General features: G+C 58.6%; 24 protein-coding genes. 10 read left to right on the top strand and 14 right to left on the bottom strand.

Annotated features, from left to right (window positions below):
- Positions 1 to 5 precede the first annotated feature (5 nt).
- The 7 genes from zur (at position 6) to AC07VR_RS04320 (ending at position 5,730) form a co-directional block, all read left to right on the top strand.
- Positions 6 to 488 (top strand): zinc uptake transcriptional repressor Zur, encoded by a 483-nt coding sequence (zur, locus tag AC07VR_RS04350; protein WP_494991132.1) that lies wholly within the window; start codon positions 6 to 8, stop codon positions 486 to 488.
- Positions 488 to 1,273 carry a zinc ABC transporter ATP-binding protein ZnuC gene (gene znuC / locus AC07VR_RS04345; protein WP_494991131.1) on the top strand — a complete coding sequence of 262 codons (786 nt, stop codon included), beginning with the start codon at positions 488 to 490 and terminating at the stop codon, positions 1,271 to 1,273. Before zur ends, znuC begins: the two co-directional genes overlap by 1 nt.
- Entirely contained in the window at positions 1,266 to 2,054 is a 789-nt protein-coding gene (gene znuB / locus AC07VR_RS04340; RefSeq protein WP_494991130.1) for a zinc ABC transporter permease subunit ZnuB, read from the top strand. Before znuC ends, znuB begins: the two co-directional genes overlap by 8 nt.
- Positions 2,055 to 2,091: 37 nt before the next feature.
- The gene (locus AC07VR_RS04335) at positions 2,092 to 2,808 is read left to right on the top strand and encodes a PA5502 family lipoprotein (RefSeq protein ID WP_495010545.1); all 717 of its coding nucleotides are present in this window, start codon (positions 2,092 to 2,094) and stop codon (positions 2,806 to 2,808) included.
- Positions 2,809 to 3,212: 404 nt separating this feature from the next.
- A complete protein-coding gene (locus tag AC07VR_RS04330) occupies positions 3,213 to 4,220 on the top strand; it encodes a methionine ABC transporter ATP-binding protein (RefSeq protein ID WP_495010544.1) in 1,008 nt (335 codons plus the stop codon).
- Positions 4,220 to 4,894, top strand: a complete 675-nt coding sequence (locus tag AC07VR_RS04325) for a methionine ABC transporter permease (protein WP_494991127.1) — start codon at positions 4,220 to 4,222, stop codon at positions 4,892 to 4,894. Before AC07VR_RS04330 ends, AC07VR_RS04325 begins: the two co-directional genes overlap by 1 nt.
- Positions 4,895 to 4,956: 62 nt before the next feature.
- On the top strand, positions 4,957 to 5,730 hold the full coding sequence (locus AC07VR_RS04320; RefSeq protein ID WP_495010543.1) for a MetQ/NlpA family ABC transporter substrate-binding protein: 774 nt from the start codon (positions 4,957 to 4,959) through the stop codon (positions 5,728 to 5,730).
- Between the two features lie 268 nt (positions 5,731 to 5,998).
- On the opposite strand, the gene AC07VR_RS04315 is transcribed toward AC07VR_RS04320, so the two are convergent.
- The 5 genes from AC07VR_RS04315 to AC07VR_RS04295 are packed head-to-tail and all read right to left on the bottom strand — an operon-like array spanning position 5,999 to position 9,922.
- On the bottom strand, positions 5,999 to 6,634 hold the full coding sequence (locus AC07VR_RS04315) for an SCO family protein (RefSeq protein ID WP_494991125.1): 636 nt from the start codon (positions 6,632 to 6,634) through the stop codon (positions 5,999 to 6,001).
- A complete protein-coding gene (gene cyoE / locus AC07VR_RS04310; RefSeq protein ID WP_494991124.1) occupies positions 6,631 to 7,530 on the bottom strand; it encodes a heme o synthase in 900 nt (299 codons plus the stop codon). The genes AC07VR_RS04315 and cyoE overlap by 4 nt, the downstream gene beginning before the upstream one ends.
- Positions 7,518 to 8,597 (bottom strand): COX15/CtaA family protein, encoded by a 1,080-nt coding sequence (locus AC07VR_RS04305; protein ID WP_494991123.1) that lies wholly within the window; start codon positions 8,595 to 8,597, stop codon positions 7,518 to 7,520. Before AC07VR_RS04305 ends, cyoE begins: the two co-directional genes overlap by 13 nt.
- Positions 8,598 to 8,607: 10 nt before the next feature.
- Entirely contained in the window at positions 8,608 to 9,216 is a 609-nt protein-coding gene (locus tag AC07VR_RS04300) for a PA_0111/PP_0108 family redox-active disulfide protein (protein WP_495010542.1), read from the bottom strand.
- Complete coding sequence (locus tag AC07VR_RS04295) at positions 9,182 to 9,922, bottom strand: SURF1 family protein (RefSeq protein WP_494991121.1); 741 nt, start codon at positions 9,920 to 9,922, stop codon at positions 9,182 to 9,184. Before AC07VR_RS04295 ends, AC07VR_RS04300 begins: the two co-directional genes overlap by 35 nt.
- Before the next feature lie 70 nt (positions 9,923 to 9,992).
- On the opposite strand from AC07VR_RS04295, the gene AC07VR_RS04290 reads away from it, so the two are divergent.
- Complete coding sequence (locus AC07VR_RS04290) at positions 9,993 to 10,196, top strand: twin transmembrane helix small protein (protein ID WP_494991120.1); 204 nt, start codon at positions 9,993 to 9,995, stop codon at positions 10,194 to 10,196.
- A gap of 17 nt (positions 10,197 to 10,213) precedes the next feature.
- Here the strand turns inward: AC07VR_RS04290 and AC07VR_RS04285 are convergent, their stop codons facing one another.
- From AC07VR_RS04285 to coxB, 4 genes are all read right to left on the bottom strand, one after another.
- Entirely contained in the window at positions 10,214 to 11,101 is an 888-nt protein-coding gene (locus AC07VR_RS04285; protein ID WP_494991119.1) for a cytochrome c oxidase subunit 3, read from the bottom strand.
- 55 nt (positions 11,102 to 11,156) lie between these two features.
- A complete protein-coding gene (locus tag AC07VR_RS04280) occupies positions 11,157 to 11,708 on the bottom strand; it encodes a cytochrome c oxidase assembly protein (protein WP_494991118.1) in 552 nt (183 codons plus the stop codon).
- A gap of 27 nt (positions 11,709 to 11,735) precedes the next feature.
- Entirely contained in the window at positions 11,736 to 13,331 is a 1,596-nt protein-coding gene (ctaD, locus tag AC07VR_RS04275) for a cytochrome c oxidase subunit I (protein WP_494991117.1), read from the bottom strand.
- Positions 13,332 to 13,413: 82 nt separating this feature from the next.
- Complete coding sequence (coxB, locus tag AC07VR_RS04270; protein WP_495010541.1) at positions 13,414 to 14,541, bottom strand: cytochrome c oxidase subunit II; 1,128 nt, start codon at positions 14,539 to 14,541, stop codon at positions 13,414 to 13,416.
- Between the two features lie 371 nt (positions 14,542 to 14,912).
- Here coxB and AC07VR_RS04265 point away from each other — a divergent pair, with 371 nt between their 5' ends.
- Positions 14,913 to 15,563: a hypothetical protein gene (locus tag AC07VR_RS04265; protein ID WP_494991115.1), complete on the top strand. Its 651-nt coding sequence runs from the start codon at positions 14,913 to 14,915 to the stop codon at positions 15,561 to 15,563.
- 308 nt (positions 15,564 to 15,871) lie between these two features.
- On the opposite strand, the gene AC07VR_RS04260 is transcribed toward AC07VR_RS04265, so the two are convergent.
- The 5 genes from AC07VR_RS04260 to AC07VR_RS04240 form a co-directional block, all read right to left on the bottom strand.
- Positions 15,872 to 16,603 carry a carbonic anhydrase gene (locus tag AC07VR_RS04260; RefSeq protein WP_495010540.1) on the bottom strand — a complete coding sequence of 244 codons (732 nt, stop codon included), beginning with the start codon at positions 16,601 to 16,603 and terminating at the stop codon, positions 15,872 to 15,874.
- A 240-nt stretch (positions 16,604 to 16,843) separates the two neighbouring features.
- Complete coding sequence (locus tag AC07VR_RS04255; protein WP_495010539.1) at positions 16,844 to 17,902, bottom strand: PA0069 family radical SAM protein; 1,059 nt, start codon at positions 17,900 to 17,902, stop codon at positions 16,844 to 16,846.
- A gap of 144 nt (positions 17,903 to 18,046) precedes the next feature.
- Positions 18,047 to 19,354, bottom strand: a complete 1,308-nt coding sequence (locus AC07VR_RS04250; protein ID WP_495010538.1) for a c-type cytochrome — start codon at positions 19,352 to 19,354, stop codon at positions 18,047 to 18,049.
- Between the two features lie 12 nt (positions 19,355 to 19,366).
- Positions 19,367 to 21,151: a GMC family oxidoreductase gene (locus tag AC07VR_RS04245; RefSeq protein ID WP_495010537.1), complete on the bottom strand. Its 1,785-nt coding sequence runs from the start codon at positions 21,149 to 21,151 to the stop codon at positions 19,367 to 19,369.
- A 2-nt stretch (positions 21,152 to 21,153) separates the two neighbouring features.
- The gene (locus AC07VR_RS04240) at positions 21,154 to 21,894 is read right to left on the bottom strand and encodes a gluconate 2-dehydrogenase subunit 3 family protein (RefSeq protein ID WP_494991110.1); all 741 of its coding nucleotides are present in this window, start codon (positions 21,892 to 21,894) and stop codon (positions 21,154 to 21,156) included.
- 305 nt (positions 21,895 to 22,199) lie between these two features.
- Here AC07VR_RS04240 and AC07VR_RS04235 point away from each other — a divergent pair, with 305 nt between their 5' ends.
- Entirely contained in the window at positions 22,200 to 22,844 is a 645-nt protein-coding gene (locus AC07VR_RS04235) for a dual specificity protein phosphatase family protein (RefSeq protein WP_494991109.1), read from the top strand.
- The last annotated feature ends 23 nt before the right edge of the window (positions 22,845 to 22,867 follow it).

Below are 22,867 nucleotides of genomic sequence, written 5' to 3'. Positions count from 1 at the left end.
CGCTCATGCCTAAAACACCGCTGGCCAGCCGTCCCCATGACCATTCTCACTGCGTGCACAGTGCGCTGTCGGAAGCCGATGCCCTGTGTGCCCGTCAAGGTTTGCGCCTGACCGCACTGCGTCGGCGCGTCCTGGAACTGGTCTGGCAGAGCCACAAACCCCTTGGCGCCTACGACATCCTCGCCGTGCTCAGCGAACAGGATGGTCGCCGCGCCGCGCCGCCAACCGTTTACCGGGCGCTGGATTTCTTGCTGGAAAACGGTCTGGTGCATCGCATTTCGTCCCTCAACGCCTTCGTTGGCTGCAATCACCCGGAACACGCTCACCAGGGCCAGTTCCTGATTTGCCGTGAATGCCACGCTGCCATCGAACTCGAACAAAAAACCATCAGCGACGCGATCATCACCAGCGCTCGCGATGTCGGTTTTATGGTCGAAGCGCAAACCGTTGAAGTGGTCGGCCTCTGCTCCGGTTGCCAGGGGGCTTGATGAGCACTGCATTGATCCGCCTCGAGCAGGTAGCGGTGACTTTTGCCGGGCAAACCGTGCTGGACAACATCCAGCTCAGCGTCGAGCCAGGGCAGATCGTCACCCTGATCGGCCCCAACGGCGCCGGCAAGACTACTCTGGTGCGTGCCGTACTGGGTCTGCTCAAGCCGGACAGCGGCAGTGTCTGGCGCAAGCCGAAACTGCGAATCGGTTATATGCCGCAAAAGCTGCACGTCGACCCAACTTTACCGCTGTCCGTGCTGCGCTTTTTGCGTCTGGTGCCAGGCGTGGATCGCTCGCGAGCCTTGGCCGCGCTCAAAGAAGTCGGTGCCGAACAAGTAATCGACAGCCCGGTGCAGAGCGTCTCCGGCGGAGAGATGCAGCGCGTGCTGCTGGCCCGTGCATTGTTGCGCGAACCGCAACTGCTGGTGCTCGATGAGCCAGTGCAAGGCGTCGATGTCGCCGGCCAGGCCGAGCTGTACAGTCTGATCACACGCCTGCGCGACCGCCACGGTTGCGGGGTGCTGATGGTTTCCCATGATTTGCATTTGGTCATGAGCACCACCGACCAGGTGGTCTGCCTGAATCGCCATGTCTGCTGCTCCGGGCATCCCGAGCATGTCAGTGGCGATCCAGCGTTCGTCGAGCTATTTGGCAAGAACGCGCAAAGCCTGGCGATCTATCACCACCATCACGATCACGCCCATGACCTGCATGGTGCTGTGGTCAGCGAGGCCCCCACGGCCCACGCCCATGTTCACGGAGATAGCTGCAAGCATGGCTGATTTTCTGTTTTACGCTCTGCTGGCAGGCTTGGCCCTGGCGTTGGTAGCGGGTCCGTTGGGCTCGTTCGTGGTCTGGCGGCGCATGGCCTATTTCGGCGATACCCTTTCCCATGCGGCCTTGCTCGGCGTTGCCCTTGGCTTTCTGCTGGATGTCAGCCCGACGGTGGCAGTCACCGTGGGCTGCCTGTCGCTGGCGGTGTTGCTGGTGACCTTGCAGCAGCGTCAGCCTCTGGCTTCCGACACATTGTTAGGGATTCTCGCACCGAGCACCCTGTCTCTGGGCCTGGTGGTACTAAGCTTCATGCATGAAGTGCGGATCGACCTGATGGCCTATCTGTTCGGCGACCTGCTGGCGATCAGCCCGACTGACCTGGCCTGGATTCTCGGCGGCAGCGCGGCGGTGTTGGTGTTGCTGGTGACGTTGTGGCGACCACTGCTGGCGATCACTGTGCATGAGGAACTGGCCACGGTCGAAGGCCTGCCGGTGGCGGCGTTGCGTCTGACCTTGATGCTGTTGATTGCCGTGGTGATCGCGGTCGCGATGAAAATCGTCGGTGTATTGCTGATTACTTCGTTGCTGATCATTCCCGCTGCCGCGGCTCAACGTCATGCTCGATCACCGGAGCAGATGGCCCTTGGCGCGAGCCTGCTGGGAATGCTTGCGGTGTGTGGCGGCCTGGCCTTGTCCTGGCTCAAGGATACCCCGGCCGGCCCGTCGATTGTGGTCACAGCTGCAGCGCTGTTTCTGCTGAGTTTTGTCCTGCCCCGCAGAGGGGTGTAGACTTGCTCGTTTTTTGCGCATTTAGAGAGTCGCAGGAATGAAGCCGTTCGCATCCCGTTATCTGCTCGTTGTCGCATTTTCCCTGCTGCTGGGTGCCTGCCAAAGCACGCCGCCCGCGGCCACAGCGACCCCGGATGCCCGGGCCGTGGCCATCGCGCAGCTGGAGCAAAACCTCGCCAGCAGCGAGTTGGCCACCGCCGAGGATCAGTTGAGCGCGTTACAGGCCGAGTCGCCCAACGACCCTCAGCTTGAGCAGTATCAACGCCAGTTGGCCGAAGCCTATTTGCAACGCAGCCAGATCGTCTTGCAAAAAGGTGATGTCAACGCCGCCGCCACCGCACTGAGTCGGGCCCGCGCACTGATGCCTAAAGCGCCGGCACTGACGGGTGGCGTCAACAGCGCTATCACCCACGCCCGCAAGGCCGAGCTTGATAAAGCCGAAGCTGCGTTGAAAGCCGCCGAAGCCAAACCTGTCGCCAAGGTGATCGACCCTACGGCCGCAAGCACCACCGTCGCCTTGAACCTCAGCAACATCAAGCAACTGCGCAAGCAACTGGATGCGATCGCCACAGACGTAGTGAATTTTCAGTGTGATGTGAGCATTCAAGCGCCGCGCACCGACGACTATCCATGGTTGGCCACGCTGTTGACCAAACGGGTGAAGAAACTCGATTCAGAGTTCGATCTCAAGCTGGAACGGCAGATCATTAGCAATATCCCGGCGCAAATGGTTCTGAGCCCGCGCAAGCCTTAAAAGCATCGCGGGCAAGCCTCGCTCCAACGGAATTTTATGATCTATGGAGCAGGGGGGACGCCCAGTTCTTGCCCGCGATGGCATCCCCTCTATCAATAAAAAACCTCAAACCGCAATCGCCTTGGCCTTGGGCCCGGGCTCCCACATGCGATGCTGAGCAATCTCCGCAAAAAACGCCTTCAACGCCTTTAACCACCCGACTCAAATATCACTTCGCACGCTACTGAAGGCAGCTGCGCTATCGGCGCATTTGAGCCGTTGGTTTTTTATGACCTTTGATCGCGTTATTGCCAAATGACTGGTTGAATGCGAAATAAATGCTAAGAACCTCTATATAGACAGGCTAAAATGCGCGCCCGGCTAACCGCTGATCCTTTTCTAACGCGCCCCACAAGGTTCGCTACGTGATCGAGTTTCAAAACGTCCATAAAACCTACCGGGTCGCCGGTAAGGATATTCCCGCTCTGCATCCGACCAGTCTGCGTGTCGAGGATGGTCAGGTATTCGGCCTGATCGGCCATTCCGGTGCGGGGAAAAGTACCCTGCTGCGCCTGATCAACCGCCTGGAAACCCCAAGCGGCGGCAAGATAATCGTCGATGACGAGGAAGTCACCGCGCTCGATGCCAATGGTCTGCGGCGTTTTCGTCAGCAGGTCGGGATGATTTTCCAGCACTTCAATCTGCTGGCATCCAAGACCGTTGCCGACAACGTTGCGCTGCCACTGACCCTCGCCGGCGAATTGTCGCGCAGCGAAATCGACCTACGTGTGGCCGAGTTGCTGGCACGGGTTGGCTTGGCCGACCACGCCAGGAAGTACCCGGCGCAACTGTCCGGCGGACAGAAACAGCGTGTCGGCATCGCCCGTGCGCTGGCAACCAAGCCAAAAATCCTGCTCTGCGACGAAGCCACCAGCGCCCTTGACCCGCAAACCACTGCATCGGTCCTGCAATTACTGGCGCAGATCAACCGCGAGCTGAACCTGACCATCGTGCTGATCACCCATGAAATGGACGTGATTCGTCGCGTCTGCGACCGGGTGGCCGTGATGGATGCCGGCGTGATCGTCGAGCAGGGTCCGGTGGCCGAGGTGTTCCTGCATCCCAAGCACCCGACCACCAAGCGCTTCGTGCAGGAAGACGAGCAGATCGACGAAAACGAACAGCGCGACGACTTCGCCCATGTCCCGGGCCGTATCGTGCGTCTGACCTTTCAGGGTGAAGCGACCTACGCGCCGCTGCTGGGCACCGTCGCCCGCGAGACCGGTGTGGACTACAGCATTCTGGCCGGGCGTATCGACCGCATCAAAGACGTCCCTTACGGGCAACTGACCCTGGCCGTCACTGGCGGTGACATGGAAGCGGCCTTTGCCCACTTCACCGCGGCAGACGTCCATATGGAGGTGCTGCGCTAATGGAAGCCCTGATGAGTTTCTTCGCCAACATCGACTGGTTCGAGATCTGGCTGGCCACCGGCGATACCCTGATGATGCTCGGCGGTTCGCTCCTGTTCACCGTGTTGCTCGGCCTGCCGCTGGGTGTGCTGCTGTTTCTCTGCAGCCCGCGCCAATTGCTTGAGCAAAAGAGCATCTACGCGCTGCTGTCGCTGGTGGTGAACATCCTGCGGTCGTTGCCGTTCATCATCCTGTTGATCGTGATGATCCCGTTCACTGTACTGATCACCGGCACCTCGCTGGGTGTGGCCGGTGCTATTCCGCCGCTGGTAGTGGGTGCGACGCCATTTTTTGCACGATTGGTGGAAACTGCACTGCGTGAAGTGGATCGCGGGATCATCGAGGCGACCCAAGCCATGGGCGCCACCACGCGGCAGATCATTACCAATGCCTTGCTGCCGGAAGCGCGGCCGGGTATTTACGCTGCAATCACCGTGACGGCGATCACGCTGGTGTCCTACACCGCAATGGCCGGTGTGGTCGGCGCGGGCGGTCTTGGTGATTTGGCGATCCGTTTCGGCTATCAGCGTTTCCAGACCGACGTCATGGTGGTCACGGTGATTTTGCTGCTGGTGCTGGTACAAGTTCTGCAAACCGTCGGCGACAAGCTGGTGGTGCACTTTTCCCGAAAATAAATGCAACTGCCGGCCACGGCTGGCAGGCGCCTGAAACAGGCGCCTAACAAGGAGTTTGCTGGATGAAAAAACTACTCGTCGCTTTCGCTGCCGTTGCCGCGTTTTCCGCTCAGGCAGCACAAACCCTGACCGTGGCCGCGACCCCGGTTCCCCACGCGGAAATTCTCGAATTCGTTAAACCGGCACTGGCCAAAGAAGGCGTCGACCTCAAGGTCAAAGTCTTCACCGACTACATCCAGCCGAACGTACAAGTCGCAGAGAAGCGTCTGGACGCCAACTTCTTCCAGCACCAGCCGTACCTGGATGAGTTCAACAAGACCAAGGGCACTCACTTGGTGAGCGTTGCCGGCGTACACCTGGAGCCACTGGGTGCTTACTCCAGCAAATACAAAGCGCTGGCGGATCTGCCAGGCGGCGCCAACGTGGTAATTCCTAACGACGCCACCAACGGCGGTCGCGCCTTGCTGCTGCTGAACAAGGCCGGGCTGATCAAGCTGAAAGATTCGAACAACATTCTTTCGACGATCAAAGACATCACCGAGAACACCAAAGACCTGAAGTTCCGTGAACTGGAAGCCGCCACCATCCCGCGCGTGCTGACCCAGGTCGACCTGGCCCTGATCAACACCAACTACGCTCTGGAAGCCAAGCTCGATCCGTCCAGGGATGCGCTGATCATCGAAGGCAAAGACTCGCCTTACGTGAACATCCTGGTTGCCCGTCCGGACGACAAGGACAGCGATGCGATGAAGAAACTGGTTGCTGCCCTGCACAGTCCGGAAGTGAAGCAATTCATTCTGGAAAAATACAAAGGCGCCGTACTGCCAGCGTTCTGATGGGCTGCAGATCGTTCCCACGCTCCCGCGTGGGAATGCAGCCCGTGACGCTGCGCGTCACAACGCGGACGCAGAGCGTCCAATGAGGAATTCCCACGCAGAGCGTGGGAACGATCAATAAAACGGGGGCGCATTGATTGCGCCCCCGTTTTTTTTGCCTGCCCGTCGGGCCCCTATGACCCCTTCCACTGTAGGAGCACAGCTTGCTGGCGATGGCGTCCGCAAGATTGCCATCGCCGGCAAGCCGTGCTCCTACAGGTTTCTGTCATTACTGACGCTTGAGCATCACCGGTAACTGAGCCACCAGTTTCGTGTTGTTCAGCGGTGCACGAATGAAGCCACGCTGCGTACCGTCCGGCCCGATCACGGCCAGGTTGCCGCTGTGGTCGACGGTGTAGTTGGGTTTGCTGATATCAGCCGGGATGAATGGGATGCTGACCGCATTGGCGAGCTTCTGCACGTCTTCCACCGAAGCGCCGGTCAGGCCTTTGAAGTCCGGGTCGAAGTAGCCCAGATACTGTTTGAGCTGCTTGGGGTTGTCACGGGCCGGGTCGACGCTGACCAGAATGATCTGCAGCTTGCCGACCACCTCCTTGGGCAACTCACTCTTGATCTGCCGCAACTGGGCGAGGGTGGTCGGGCAGATGTCCGGGCAAAAGGTGTAGCCGAAGAACAGCAGGCTCCATTTGTCTTTCAGCTCGTTGACCGTCACTGGCTGACCGTCCTGGTCGATCATCTTCACCTCTGGAAGATTACGGCTTTGCGGCAGCAGAATGATCCCGGCATCGATCAGTGCAGTCGGGTCACCCTGGCCCTTGCCGGTCAGTACTTTGTTGATGGTAAGTCCAAGGACCAAAGCCACCAGGGCGACGAGAATAAAGACAGTTTTCTGAGTTCGAGTCATAGGATCAACAATAAGTAGTGGTCTACGAGCAGCGCGATAAACAGCAGGAACAAGTAATAAATAGAGTACTTGAAGGTGTTGATCGCGGCGTGCGGCCGAGTGCCACGGTACAGCACGAAGGCCCATTGCAGAAACCTCGCGCCGAGGCCCAGGGCACAAATCAGGTAGAGCATGCCGCTCATGTGGATCACAAACGGCAGCAGGCTGACCGCGAGCAGGACGAAGGTGTAGAGCACAATGTGGACTTTGGTGTAGTGCTCGCCATGGGTCACCGGCAGCATCGGGATATCAGCCTTGGCGTATTCCTCTTTGCGGTGAATCGCCAGTGCCCAGAAGTGTGGCGGCGTCCAGGCGAAGATGATCAGCACCAGCAACAGCGGTTCGGCGCTCACATGCCCGGTGGTGGCGACCCAGCCGAGCAACGGTGGTGCCGCGCCAGCCAACCCACCGATGACAATATTCTGCGGTGTCGCGCGTTTGAGAAAACCGGTGTAGATCACCGCATAACCCAGCAGCGAGGCCAGCGTCAGCCAGGCGGTCAACGGGTTGGTGAAGGTCAGCAGCAACGCCTGGCCGGCCAGCGCCAACGCAAAAGCGAAGGTCAGCGCCGCGGTCGGTGAAACCCGTCCTTCGGCCAAGGGCCTTTTATGGGTCCGGGCCATGACCGCATCGATCCGCCGGTCCACCACATGATTGACCGCCGCCGCGCCCCCCGCGCACATCGCGATCCCCAGGTTGCCGAATACCAACACCGTCCACGGCACCCCGGCGCGCGTGGCGAGGAACATCCCGACCAGTGAGGTGATGAGCATCAGCACCACCACCTTGGGTTTGGTCAGCTCCAGATAGTCACGCCAGATCGCCTGACTGTGACGCTCGCCAATCAAAATCGCCATGGCTGCTCTCCTTTTATTGTTATGGGGCCGGCTGCGTGTTTACGCGGGCTGAACCGCCAACGCACAGGGACATGCTGCTTGACCCGAACCAGGCTGGTTCGCGCGTGATAATTGACCAGTACCATTGTCAGTAACAGCACCGCTGCGCCAGCGTTATGGGCGACGGCAACCGGCAGCGGCAGATGAAACAGCACATTGCTTACACCCAGAGTGATCTGTGCGGCCAACACCACCAGCACCAGCCCGGCAATTCGGGTCATGCCGACCAACCTCAGCTGCCAGGCAAGCCCCAGCAGCACCAATGTGACCAGCAGCGCACCGATGCGGTGTGTGAGATGAATCGCGGTGCGGGCATCACTGTCCAACTGGCCACCGAGATAATTCGGACCAATGTGTTGCGTCAAGTGAAAACCATTGGCGAAGTCGGCGGCCGGTAACCACTGCCCATGACAGGTGGGAAAGTCGATACAGGCCACGGCTGCATAGTTAGAACTAACCCAGCCGCCGAGGGCAATTTGCCCGATCACCAGTAATAACCCGGCAGTCGCCCAGTACTGCAAACGTCGCGGCACCGTCAGCGCTGGCAACACGCCAGACAAGCGCAACGTCAGCAGAAACAACAGGCTCAAGGTCGCGAGGCCGCCGAGCAAATGCACCGTGACCACTTGCGGCCAGAGCTTGAGGGTGACCGTCCACATGCCGAACGCCGCTTGGGCAAACACCACGGCCAGCAAAAACAGCGGCAGCTTCAACGGATGCCCGGGATGATGGCGATGGGTCCAGGCACGGGCGGCCAGCAATACAATCAGCAACCCCAGCGTCCCGGCGAAGTACCGATGGACCATCTCGTTCCAGCCCTTATGGGCCACAACCGGCGCCTCGGGAAAATGCAGTTCGGCATGGGCCAGTTGGGCTTCGCTTTGCGGCACGCTGATAAAGCCGTAGCAGCCGGGCCAGTCCGGGCAGCCAAGCCCTGCGTGAGTCAGCCGGGTATAAGCGCCGAGCAACACCACAATCAGTGCCAGCAAGGTGGCAAACAGCGCGAGGCGAAATCCAGGTTTGGCCATGACGATGCCCTCATCCGATATTCGACAGTTTCAGCAGTTGGCGCAGGTCGTTGAGCAGGTCCTTACCCTTTATCCGAGCGTCGTAACGCAGCACCAGGTTGCCGTGGGGATCAATGATCCACAGTTGCGCCGCGCCAATGCTTTGTGCGGCTTTTTCCCCAGGCCCTCGAGTAAATGTAGACAGGTCCAGCAGGTAGCGCTGCAACTGCGGGTATTCACGTTGCAGCCTGGCGTCATAGTCGGCGTCCAGCGGTTGGGCAGTGGCCAGCGCATGACTGGCGCGAGAGGCATCACGACCCAAGCCGACCTGAATCTGCCGGGCCAGATACACAAGCTGCTGGCAGTCCACGGAACATTCCTTCGGCGCGGTGACCAACATCTGCCAACGGGATTCATCCGTGACGACGCCGAGGTCGGCACGGCTCTGCCCGTCGCCGATTAATTCGCCGTGATAACTGCGACTCTCCGGAACCCAGAACTGCAATTTGTACATCCCTGTGGCGAGGATCATCGGACCGATCACCCCGAGAAGAATAAGGATCAGCTGCCAACGTCCGCGTCGGCGACTGTGTGACGTCGACTTCTCAGAAATGTTGGGTGGATTCATGGCCGCTCCCATGGTGCGTCTCCCTTGCGTTGTGCCATCCGAGATAGAGATAAAGACCGAACAATGCCACCGCCATGGCGAACCACTGCACGGCATATCCAAGGTGTTTTTCCGGCCCCATGGCCACTACGGGCCAATCGGTCTGGTAGGACGCCGGGCCCGCTTCTTCGCGTAACTCATCGGCAAAACCACTACGCCCCAACTCCGACCAAAGCTTCGATGGGTCGACAGCGGTGACCAGCCGTGGCCAGTTCGCCCCCGCAGGGTCGGCATGCAGCTGAAAGGTCGCGCCGGGCGCCACGTAGACCCAGGCTTCCAGGCTCAGCGGTTGCGCAGGCGTAGTAAACACCGGCGGCGTACGCCGATCCGGCCACGGCAGCCAGCCGCGATTGAGCAACACCCAGAGGCCGCTGGCCTGATCGAGAAACGGCTGCAGCAACTCGACCCCGACCTTGCCATTGCGCATGCGGTTATCCAGCAAAACGCTGTGCCCGGCATCGAACTGCCCGCGCAGACGGACCCGACGGAACGCCGGATCCTCGTAGCGTTGCAATTGATCGAAGAGCATTGGCTCCGCCACCCGGCGCTCGGCGTAGTTGGCAAGCAATACGCGCTTTTGCTCGCCGCGGCCCAGTTGCCAGAAGCCGAGAGCGACCAGCACAGGCAGCAACACAAGCACCACCAACGTCGGTGCAATGCCGGGGTGAAAACGCTTCATGGCATCGCCGCAAAGTTAAGAGATCGACTGGCTATACTGATTCGCATCGCGTTCCCCCCGGAGTCCCACCATGCTTAAAGCGGCAATCGTCCTGATGCTGATAGCCACAATAATCAGCCTGTTCAGCGGTCTGTTCTTTCTGGTCAAGGACGAAAGCAGCTCGAACCGGCTGGTCATTGCCCTGACTGTTCGGGTCAGCCTGGCCGCCATCACCGTCGGCTTGATTGCCTGGGGTTTCTTCAGCGGCCAATTGGACTCCAGGGTTCCCTGGTAGCTATTGCCTGACGGCCCTCAGAGCACGTACACGAAGATAAACAAACCAATCCACACCACATCGACGAAGTGCCAGTACCAGCAGGCGGCTTCAAAGCCGAATTGATGTTCAGCATTGAAATGCCCGCGCATCACCCGCATCAGCATCACAAACAGGATGATCGTGCCGATGGTCACGTGAGCGCCGTGGAAACCGGTGAGCATGAAGAAGGTCGCGCCGTAGACACCCGATCCCAGCGTCAGCCCCAGCTCGTGGTAGGCGTGGATGTACTCCTTGGCTTGAAAACTGAGGAAGGCCCAACCCAGCAGCAAAGTCAGCGCCAGCCAGATTTTCAACGCGCCGCGATGTCCTTTCCTCAAGGCATGGTGGGCGATGGTCACGGTGACGCTGGAACTGACCAGCAAGACGGTGTTGAGCAACGGCAAGCCCCAAGGGCTGATAGTCTCTTTGGGTGGCGGGAAAAGTTTCGGATCGGGGGTATGCAGTAATGGCCAACTGAACTGAAAGCTCGGCCAAAGCATGTGTGCCACGCCTTTGCTGCCTTCACCACCCAGCCATGGGCCGGACAGGTTACGCACGTAAAAAAGAGCGCCGAAGAAGGCAATGAAGAACATCACTTCAGAAAAGATGAACCAGCTCATGCCCCAGCGAAACGTGCGATCCATCTGCGGGCTGTACAACCCCGCGCGACTTTCCTTGATCACCGTGCCGAACCAGCCAAATAGCATGTAGGCCAGTAGCAAACCGCCGACGAAGAAGATCAGCGGGCCGTGGGATTCCGGGCGGGCGGCCTTGAGGTCGTTGAACCAGGTGCCCAGACCGAACATGGTGATCAACATGCCAAACGTGGCAATGATCGGCCATTTGCTCTGGGCGGGAACGTAATAATGCTCATGATTTGCCATTTATTGTTCTCCTTATCGGGCGCGTTCGTTGGTGAGCGTCAACACGCCCTGATTCTTATCCGCCGGTATTGGTAGCCACCGGCGGATGACGAGCCGTGATATCAAACAGCGTGTAAGCCAGCGTCAGGTGCTTCACATCCCTGGGCATGTCACGGTCAACGATAAAACGCACCGGCATCTCGATCCGCTGACCGGGCTGCAGCACTTGCTGGGTAAAGCAGAAGCATTCGGTCTTGTGGAAATACACCGCCACATCGCCTGGAGAAATGCTCGGAATCGCCTGGGCACTCATCGGGTGATCAGTCGGGTTATAGGCGACAAACAGCATTTCGTTCACCGCGCCGGGATGGATCACCATGTCATCGGCCTTGGGATAAAAGCCCCAGACCATGTCCACGGCGTTGGTCGACAGAAACTGCACACGGATCTGCCGCGAAGTGTCGACCACCTGCTCACCCTCGTATTGCCCGGCGGTTTTGCCGTTGATACCGAAAGCCTTGCACATCACATCGTAGATCGGCACCAGGGCAAATCCGAAAGCAAACATCGCTACCACCACCATCAGCAGTCGAGTGACCAGTCGTTTGAGCGAAATTGAGTCAGCCATGAGCGCAGACCTCACAGGTAAACGCGTTCATTTCACTTCCGGCGGAGTAACAAACGTGTGATACGGCGCCGGTGACGGGATGCTCCACTCCAGACCCTGCGCACCTTCCCAAGGCTTGGCCGGTGCCGGCTCACCGCCGCGAATGGTCTTGATCACGATGAACAGGAAGAAGATCTGGGTCGCACCGAACGTAAAAGCTCCGATCGAGGACACCATGTTGAAGTCGGCGAATTGCAGGTTGTAATCCGGAATCCGCCGCGGCATCCCTGCAAGTCCCACGAAGTGCATCGGGAAGAACGCCATGTTCATGCCGATGAAGGACAGCCAGAAATGCAGCTTGCCCAGGGTTTCGTCGTACATGTGCCCGGTCCATTTCGGCAGCCAGTAATAGGCCGAGGCGAAGATCCCGAAGATAGCCCCCGGCACCAGCACGTAGTGGAAGTGCGCGACCACGAAGTAGGTGTCCTGATACTGGAAGTCCGCCGGAGCGATGGCCAGCATCAGCCCGGAGAAACCGCCGATGGTGAACAGGATCACAAAAGCCACCGCGAACAGCATTGGCGTCTCGAAGGTCAGCGAACCCTGCCACATGGTGCTGACCCAGTTGAACACCTTGACCCCGGTCGGCACCGCGATCAGCAGCGTGGCGTACATGAAGAACAGCTCGCCCACCAACGGAATGCCCACCACGAACATATGGTGCGCCCAGACGATGAACGACAGAAAAGCGATACTCGCCGTGGCGTAGACCATCGAGGTGTAGCCAAACAGCGGCTTGCGCGAAAAGGCCGGAATGATCGAACTGACGGCACCGAAGGCCGGCAAAATCATGATGTACACCTCGGGGTGACCGAAGAACCAGAATACGTGCTGGAACAGCACCGGATCACCACCACCGGCGGCACTGAAGAAACTGGTGCCAAAGTGGATGTCCATCAACATCATGGTCACGCAACCGGCCAGCACCGGCATCACCGCGATCAACAGGAACGCGGTGATCAGCCAGGTCCAGACGAACAGCGGCATTTTCATCAACGTCATGCCCGGAGCACGCAGGTTGAGGATGGTGGCGATCACGTTGATAGCGCCCATGATCGAGCTGATGCCCATCAGGTGAATGGCGAAGATGAAGAAAGTCACGCTTTCCGGCGCGTAGGTCGTGGACAAAGGTGCGTAGAAGGTCCAGCCGAAGTTCGGCCCGCCACCGGGCATGAACAGGGTCGACACCAACAACAGGAAAGCAGCCGGCAACAGCCAGAAACTGAAGTTGTTCATCCGTGGCAGGGCCATGTCCGGCGCGCCGATCATCAACGGGATCATCCAGTTGGCGAGGCCGACGAACGCTGGCATCACCGCACCGAAGACCATGACCAGACCATGCATGGTGGTCATCTGGTTGAAGAACTCTGGCTGGACGATTTGCAGCCCCGGCTGGAACAACTCGGCACGGATCACCATGGCGAACGAGCCGCCGAGCAGGAACATGCTGAAGCTGAACCACAGGTACAGCGTCCCGATGTCTTTGTGGTTGGTGGTCAGCACCCAGCGCATCAGGCCCTTGGCGGGACCGTGGGCGTGGGCATCAACGATTGCATGACCGTGGTCATCGCTCACAGCATTCATGTCCTGTCTCCTGCAAACGGGTGGGCTGGACGATCCGGGGCGACAAGCCCCAAGCGGTTCCTGAAGCACGCAATAGACTGGGTCATTGGCTTTGCGCCTGTTTCAGAGCCAGAACATCCTTAGGTGTCACCATGTCGCCTTTCTTGTTGCCCCAGGCGTTGCGCTCGTAGGTCACGACAGCAGCGATATCGACTTCCGAAAGCTGTTTGCCGAACGCCGCCATAGCGGTGCCGGGCTTGCCGAAGTAGACGCGGTGCAGGTGATCTTCTTTTGGTCCGGTAGCAATCGGCGAGTCCTTGAGCGCCGGAAACATTGGCGGCAGGCCCTGGCCTTCAGCCTGGTGACAAGCGACGCAAGTGGTGTGATAGACCTTGTCGCCGCGAGTCACCAGTTCGTCGAGCGTCCACTCTTTGCTGGTCAGCTCTTTAAGCCTGGAGCTCTCGGCTTTGCGGTCAGCCAGCCAGGTGTCGTAATCCGCCTTGCTCTTGACCTCGACCACAACCGGCATGAAGCCGTGGTCCTTGCCGCACAACTCCGAACACTGGCCACGGTAGATACCGGGCTTGTCGACCCGGGTCCAGGCTTCGTTGACGAACCCCGGAATCGCATCGCGCTTGACCGCGAACGCCGGCACCCACCAGGAGTGGATGACGTCGGCAGCGGTCACCAGAAACCGCACCTTGGCGCCAACCGGCAACACCAGCGGCTGATCGACTTCCAGCAGATAGTGTTCGCCTTTGGTGGCCAGGTTATGAATCTGTTCGGCGGGGGTGGCCAGGTTGCTGAAGAACTCAACGTCCTGCCCGAGGTATTTGTAATGCCATTTCCACTGGTAGCCGGTGACCTGGATGTCCACATCCGGCTCACTGGTGTCGTACATTTTGATCATGGTTATTGTCGCGGGAACGGCCATTGCCACCAGAATCACGAACGGAACCACAGTCCAGAGGATCTCGACCGTCGTACTTTCATGAAATTTGGCAGCTACCTGGCCGGTGGAGCGACGGTGGACGATCATCGACCAGAACATGGCACCGAAGACGATGATGCCAATCACCACACAGATCCAGAAAATGGTCATGTGCAGGTCGAATACCGCGTGACTCACCTCAGTAGCCCCTGGCGCCATATTCACGGTCCAGGCGGCTTGCGCCTGGCTGAATATCGACCACAACACAAGGCCCATCCAGACTTGTGGATGTCGCATCATCGCGGGTTCCCCTTATCGTTCTTTTTATCCCGCCGGCTTTCACCTGCGGCCAAGGGAGTGGCTGCCTAGACTACGAACTTAAACCGCCACGCCTTGGCTGCACCTGCAGCCGGGCGTTATCAGCTAACTTCATACAGACCCGAGTATAGACAGCGACTTCGACCTCGCAACGCGATGGCGTAAATCAACTGAGACACGCCGGCCTTGTGCCAGAGACCACGGATGGAGAGGGATACCTGACGAATGGTGGCAAATCGATATAGCGCTAGCGCATAACCATGAAATAATTATGACAAATGCGTCTTAGCAGTTTTTGCACGCAAGCTAACTTATGTCTTCCCTATTTCATTGCCTTGTTCCCTGGAGTTTTCATGAACACCGCCGCATTGCGCGAGCAGATCCAACGTGCCCATCAACATGAGGCCCAGACCGGCCATTTGACGCGTCAGCTGGAAACTCAATTGCCGCACCTTCATCCGGCCATCCAACTGTCCGATGCCGACGCCAAGGGCGTTTTGACCCGTTTTGTCACAGCTTATATAGAACAAGTCCCGGACCTGCTCGACGCGGCCAACGAAGTGGCGCGTGAAGCGGGTATCGAAGACCAGATCAAACCGGTTCTGAAAATCGCCGAGCAGTTCTTCATCCAGCCACCGGCAATCATGGCCGGCCATGAAGGCCTTGATAGCCTGCTGGACGAAGCCTATCTGGCTCATCGACTGGTCGAAGAGGTCAACGATCTCTACATCAAGCATTTCGGTCAGCCATTGATCCCACTGGATATGACTGTCGCCAACCTGATTGCCCACCAGCTGATCGGCGAAACATTCGCCAATCAACTGGATGAGGCCGTGCACCACGCCGTAGACGAAATGCTCAATGAAGAGAGCTTCGCGCTGGAATCCGTCGAGGCTTACCGCGAAAAACTCAACAGCCCGGATACCGGAGCTGCGTGGAAACGCTGGCCGTGCCTGTCGCGCCAACTGGGCGTAGAGCTGGAGCTGGATACGCCGGCTGTTTGAGCAGGAGCTGGTCAATTAAGCAATTTCAGGCACATCCTGCTCTCGTAGCAGTTGCCGTCAGGCTACGTTCGACCGCGAAGCGGTCGCAATACAGCAACCGCCTTCATACAGAAAGAATGAAAGCGCTGGATTTACGGCTGCTTCGCAGCCGAACGTAGCCTTCGGCAACTGCTAAGGGTTTTGTGCCCGCCTCGCGGTCGGTGAGTTGCCTCGGCTGCGATCTTGCCCTGGGCAACAGCCTTGGGTTCAAACTCCGGCTGAACCCATGCCAACTGTCGTCCGCAGCCAAACCACACAGGGGTAGCAGATTAGAAGCGCGCTTTGGGCGTCGCAACGGGAATCGGATGGCTGCCATCCAGAGGCAGGAAACAGCCCTGGTCCGCGTCGTAGGCTTTGATTTCACTGGTTTCGATGCTGTAAACCCAACCATGGATAAACAGGTGACCGCTAGCCATGCGCGACGCCACCGAAGGGTGAGTGCGCAAATGCTGCAATTGGGCGATGACGTTTTCCTGGGTCAGCACCTGCATGCTTTCGTTTTCGTCTGCACAATCGCAGTTGTCCTGAACCATTGTCTTGGCCACCTCCGCATGGAGCAGCCAGGCTTTGACGGTGGGCATTTTTTCCAGGCTTTGCGGGTTGAGCACCGCGCGCATCGCGCCGCAATCCGAGTGTCCGCAAATGATGATGTGCTGCACGCCGAGCGCCAGTACCGCATATTCGATGGCCGTGGAGACACCCCCATTCATTTGGCCATAAGGCGGCACCACGTTGCCCACGTTGCGGGTCACGAACAGGTCGCCCGGAGCGCTTTGGGTAATCAATTCCGGGACGATGCGCGAATCGGCACACGCGATGAACATCGCCCTTGGCCGTTGGGCCGTGGCGAGTTTTTTGAAGAGTTCTTCCTGTTGCGGGAAGATCTCGTGATGGAAGTGCAGAAAGCCGTCAACGATATGCTGCAGCGCTGCATCGGCGCTTTCAGGCTCCGCAAGGGCTGAAGCCGACGCAGCCAACGGCTGTTTATCCTTGTCACGCATGATTCATCCTCTTTGACGGACTAAGGGAATTTTTCAGCAGCACAGGGTCAGTGCCTGGCTAAAAACCACTCAGCTCAATGATCGTGACCAATCAGTCACTATATGAATACGGTAACCGCCAAAACTTGACTCGAACTGAATCAAACGCTCTAGTCCGCCACTTTCGCTCATGGAAAAACGTGACCAGAGTACCAGCTGCCTCACTATTATTGGCACTATTCAACGACAGGCCAATTCCTCTCAAAGCAATGACATCTGGCCGCCCGGCGGACAAAAAGCCTCGCAATCGAGATTGAATCCCTCCCCTCGATTGAGCCCCAGACGCTTGATGGCTTTGGCAAACCGTTGCGCCAGAAGATCGGCAAACGGTCCTTCGCCGCGCATTCGCGCTCCATAACGGCTGTCGTACAGCTCACCGCCTCGGCTCTGGCGAATCAGGCTCAGCACATGGGCTGCACGCTGCGGGTAGTGGGCGGCCAGCCACTCCTCGAACAGCGGCGCGACCTCCAGCGGCAGGCGCAGCATCATGTAGGCCGCGCTTTGTGCGCCAGCGGCGTGGGCTTCGCCAAGCAGACTTTCCAGTTCGCTGTCGTTGATCATCGGAATCATCGGTGAGCACAGCACGCCTACCGTAATACCCGCTTCACGCATGACCTTGATCGCCCGCAACCTGGCCTTTGGTGCAGCAGCTCGCGGTTCGAGGATGCGTTTGAGCTCATCATCGAGCGTGGTCAGGCTGATCATCACCGCCACCAACCGTTGTTGCGCCAGCTCGACGAGCAGGTCCAGATCACGAAGAATCAATGAGCCTTTGGTGATGATAGTCACCGGATGGCGGTATCGCAGCAGCACTTCCAGGGTTCGCCGAGTGATTTTGTGCTCGCGCTCGATTGGCTGATAAGGATCAGTATTGGACCCAAGATTGATGGGCGCGCACTTATAACCGCGCTTGGAAAGCTGCTGCTCCAGCACAGCGGCGGCGTTGGTCTTGGCAATCAGCTTGGTCTCGAAATCCAGCCCTGGCGACAAGTCCCAATAGGCATGACTGGGCCGTGCATAGCAGTAAATACAGCCGTGCTCGCAGCCACGATAGGGATTGATCGAACGATCGAAGGGCAAGTCTGGCGAGTTGTTGCGAGTGATGATGGTTTTCGCCGTCTCGATGCGCACCTCGGTGCCTTGCGTCATCGGCGCTTCCTGATACCAGCCGTCGTCCTCGGCGACCGAGCGGTTCGGCGCGAAGCGGTTGTGCGGATTGGTCGCGGTGCCGCGTCCGCGAGGAGGCAGGGGAGTGAACATCGAACGGGCCTCTAAGCTGTATACACATACAGTATTAGAGCGTCAGAGTTCTGGCCAGTACCATTCGGCACTTCAGCGGTGTTTCAGAGTAAACCTGTGCGGCGCGTCGCCGCACAGGTTCAAGTGACAGCCATCAAACAAACATTAATTATTTTTTGTTATTTGCCCTACATTGTCCCCCGACATGGTTTTCATCTCATCTTTGCGCAAGGCGGCTACTTCACCGGGCTTAACTTCGGCCCCTTTGTTGCCCCAACTACTGCGAATAAAGTTGACCACATCGGCCACCTCCTGATCGGACAACCGCCAGGCAAACGCGGGCATGGTGAAGGTCGAAGGCGCCGTGTGGGTAGCGGGCAAGGTGCCGCCCTTCAGAACAATATGAATCAACGAGGTTGGGTCATCTGATTGCAACACCGGATTGCCCGCCAACGCCGGGAATACTCGCGTGTAACCGTGACCGTCAGTACGGTGGCAGGCAGCGCAGTTATCGATGTAGACCGACGCCCCGGGTTTGCTGTCGTCACCTTTCCACAATGCCTGGGCGACCTGCTTGTCGTAGGGGTGCGGCTGGTCGTTGGGGTCATTGGATGGCAGTGACTTGAGGTAACGAGCGATCGCGGTGAGGTCATCATTCGTCATGTACTGCATGCTGTGGAGCACCACATCGCTCATGCCACCGAACACTGCACTGCGATCACTGCGGCCGGTCTTGAGAAACTGCACCAGCTGCTCTTCGCTCCAACTGCCGAGACCGTCCTTGTGGTCACCCCTCAGGCTCTTCGCAATCCAGCCTTCCAGTGGCGCGCTGCCCGAGAGAAACTCACGGCCTTCATTGGCGCTCAAGGCTTTTTCCTGCATGGTCAGGGCTCGCGGCGTATGGCAGGCACCGCAATGGCCGAGACCGTCCACCAGGTACGCACCACGGCTGACCACAGGGTCTTCACCTGCGACGGCCTGATAGTCCTTGACGCTCGGCGCGAACATCCCGCGCCACATCGCCAATGGCCAACGCATGCTCAACGGCCAGGGGATGTCGCTGTCTTTATTGTCCCGAACCACTGGTGCAACGCCCTTCATGAAGTAGGCATATAGCGCCTGCATATCCGCTTCGCTGACGCGCGCATAGGACGGGTATGGCATGGCCGGGTAAAGCGTACTACCGCTTTTCGCGACGCCGTGGCGCACGGCCTTGTCGAAGTCTTCGAAGCTGTATTCGCCAATGCCGGTTTTGTCCGGCGTGATGTTAGTGGAGTAAATGGTGCCGATCGGCGTTTCCATCGCCAGCCCGCCCGCAAAGGGTTTGCCACCCTTGGCGGTGTGGCAGGCCACACAGTCTCCGGCGCGAGCCAGGTATTGGCCCTGACTGATCAGCGCTTGTTGATCAACTTCAGCAGCCAATGCCGACAGGCTGCTCAACAGCGTAAAGGTCGCGATAACGAGTGCTTTCATGGTCATCGCTCCTTAAGCCTGAACCAGCGGGCCGGGGTTCTTCAGGTATTGCTCACGGATCGCTCGGGCCGACCAGTAAGTCAACGCAGCCACCAGACCGGTGGGGTTGTAACCCAAACCTTGCGGGAAAGCCGATGCGCCGGGAACAAAGACGTTATGCACGTCCCAGCTCTGGAGGTAGCGATTGAGCGCACTGGTTTTCGGATCGGTGCCCATAATCGCGCCACCATTGAGATGAGTGGTCTGGTAGGCCGCGGTGTTGAAGTGTTCGCCGACTTTCTTGCCAAGCAGGGCGATGGCCTTGGGATTCATCGCTTCGGCGATCTTGCTCATCTTCCCGACCATGAAGCGGTTCATCTTGATGTCGTTTTCTTGCCAGTCGAAGGTCATCCGCAGCAGCGGTAGGCCGTAGGCATCGCGGTACACCGGATCGAGATCGAGGTAGTTGCCACGGTAGGACTGATGCGCACCGTGGGCATCCATCGACACCTGATGGGTGTAGTAATCGGCTGTCGCTCGTTTCCAGGCACTGCCCCAGGCCGGAGTGCCCGGTGGGTTGGAGGTCCCGGCAATCGGCCGACTACCGGCCTGGTTGACCCACATCGGCGAACCGCCGACGAAACCGTGGGGGCCATGGTCGAAATTGTCGGCATTGAAATCATCCACCGCCACACCATTGCCGCCAGCGCCAATGAAGTTGTTGGTGTGCACATCCTTGTCGAAGTAGGCCTTGATGGTGGCCAGGTTCTGATACGCGAAATTCTTGCCCACCACGCCTTCGCCGCTGATCGGGTCATAAGGCTTGCCAATGCCGGAAAGCAGCATCAACCGTACGTTGTGGAGCTGGAACGCACCCAGGATTACCAGATCCGCTGGCTGCTCAATCTCCCGGCCCTGGGCGTCGATATAGGTGACGCCGGTAGCCTTGGTCCTGGTGCTGTCGAGATTGACCTTGAGCACGTGGGAGTTAGGCCGCAACTCGAAGTTCGGCAGCGGCTTGAGCGCTGGCAGGATGTTCACGTTCGGCGAGGCTTTGGAATACATGTAGCAGACGTAGCCGCTGCAAAAACCACAGAAGTTGCAGGGGCCCATCTGCGCACCGTAAGGGTTGGTGTATGGCCCCGAGGTATTGGCGGATGGCAAGTTGTAGGGTTTGTAACCCACGGCATTGGCGGCTTTCTGGAACAACTGCGCGGAGTAGGTGTTCTTCTGCGATTGCAGTGGGAAATGATTCGAACGATCTGGCGCGTAAGGGTTGCCGCCTTTGCCTTCGCCCACCACCTGACCATTCACGGTCCAGGCCTGGCCCGAAGTGCCAAAGACTTTTTCGGCATAGTCGAAAAACGGCTCCAGTTCTTCGTAGCTGACACCGAAGTCCTGGATGGTCATGTCCTTGGGGATGAAGCTTTTGCCATAGCGCTCTTCGTAATGACTGCGCATGCGCAACTCGATCGGGTCGACCCGAAAGTGCACGCCGGACCAGTGCAAACCAGCGCCACCGACGCCATTACCCGGCAGAAAGGCGCCGAGTTGGCGATTCGGCAGGGCGACGTCATTCACGCTATGGCGAATGGTGACGGTCTCTTTCGATATGTCCTGAAAGAGTTTTTTACGCACGCTGTAGGTGAGTTCGTCGATGACCTGTGGATAGTTGCCGTCGGGGTAGGTGTCCTGCATCGGCCCGCGCTCCAGCGCCAGCACATTGAGGCCTGCTTCCGTCAGCTCCTTGGCCATGATTGCGCCGGTCCAGCCGAAACCAACGATCACTGCGTCGACCTTCTTCATTACAGTTGCCATGCTCAAGCCCTCTCGCCGCGAATCGACACTGCCGGGAAGGGGTATTGCTCGTTGCGTTCCACCCAATCCATGAAATCGGCGCGAGCGCCGGGGAAACCGATCATGGTCCAGCCGACCATGCCTTTATTGCCACCGTGGATCGGGTCGCAGAAGAACCCTTCCTTGGTGTTTTGCAGCAGGATGTTGAAGAAAATCTTCGACGGTACGCTGTCGAATTGCGCTTGGCCGGCCTCAAGTTGCTTGAGCAAATCGTCCTGGGTAGCGCTGTCTTGCGCAGCAAATAGCTTACCGTTGAGCGTTTTTGACCACGCATCCGTCGCAGCAATACCCAGGCGATAGATCTCTTTGGGCACCAACTTGCTCTGCCAGCCCATTTCCGGTGCCGCGTCGGCATTGAATGGCCCTTGCATGTACCACAAGGCTCCAGCGGCGTAAGGCGTGTTCATTTGCCGGTCGATGTATTCAGGCACACCCGCCTGGAGGGCTCCCGGACCTTGTTCGTCGGCGGGAATCAGACGCGCGACCGCAGCCTGGATAAACGCCCACTCTTGGGCGGTAAAAAAAACCGGCTCATAGGCAGCGCTGCTGACAGGCGTCTTGCCCGGGTTGGCAGGAGCCGCCTCAGGTGCCGCCAGCAGCACGGAGCTGCCCAGCGCAGTGCTGGCAACGGTGACCACAGGGATCAAGGTCAGGGATTTGCGTAAAAACTCACGCCGCGGGTTGTCTCGATCTTGATCGGACATGGGTGCACCTCATCAGGCATTCACGGATTTATCAGCCGCATCTAAAGAGCAGCTTGTCTTTTTTGGGCAGCGATGTGGGTCGAGCTCAACCCGAAGGAAAAGAGCACATCAGCAAATTTTAGTTACAAATGGTAGCAGGCTAAGCATAAAGATGAATCGATTCAGCTTAAAATTGCAGAGTTTTCGATAATCCCGCCGTCCCAACAGACTTCACGATTCTTTGACAAGCCACTCACGGGCCTTTGACCCATTCGGCCCCACGCTAGATTCCACTCGCCCATTTCTCATTCACGGCCCCCTCACGCATGTCGAAAACCCGCGTCTTACCCGCACTGTGCTTTTCTTTCATGGCGCTCTTTGCGATAGCTCAGGTTCAGGCTGACGAAACCCAGTCGACCCGCCCCGCCGAATGGGCTCAACCGGTCGACGCGCAGTACAACCTCTACCAGATGTCCCCGACGCTCTACCGCAGCACGCTACCCGATCGCGCAGCGGTGCCGTCGCTGGAAAAACTCAAGGTCGGGACGGTCATCAACTTTCTGCCGGAGTCCGACTCCAACTGGTTGTCGGCACCGGGCATCACCCAGGTGCACCTGTCGTATAAAACCAACCATGTCGATGACGCCGAGGTACTGAGGGCCTTGCGGGCAATCAAGTCCGCTGAAAGCAAAGGTCCGGTACTGATTCACTGCAAACATGGCTCGGACCGCACCGGTCTGATGGCCGCGATGTACCGGGTGGTGGTGCAGGGCTGGAGCAAGGAGGACGCCTTGAACGAAATGACCCAAGGCGGCTTTGGCGACAGCACCCACTTCAAGGACGGGATTCGCTACATGATGAAGGCCGACATCGAAAAGCTGCGCGCTGCGCTGGTCAGCGGTGCGTGCAGTACCAGTGTGTTCGCCACCTGCTCGGTCAAAAGCTGGTTCAAAGCCGCCGACACGCAATAAGCACTCTGCGAGAAAACCTGCCA

Source organism: Pseudomonas sp. GW821-FHT02H09 (assembly GCF_059421425.1).
Note: the sequence above shows the minus strand (reverse complement) of the source record. Positions and strands in the feature narration are given on the sequence as shown.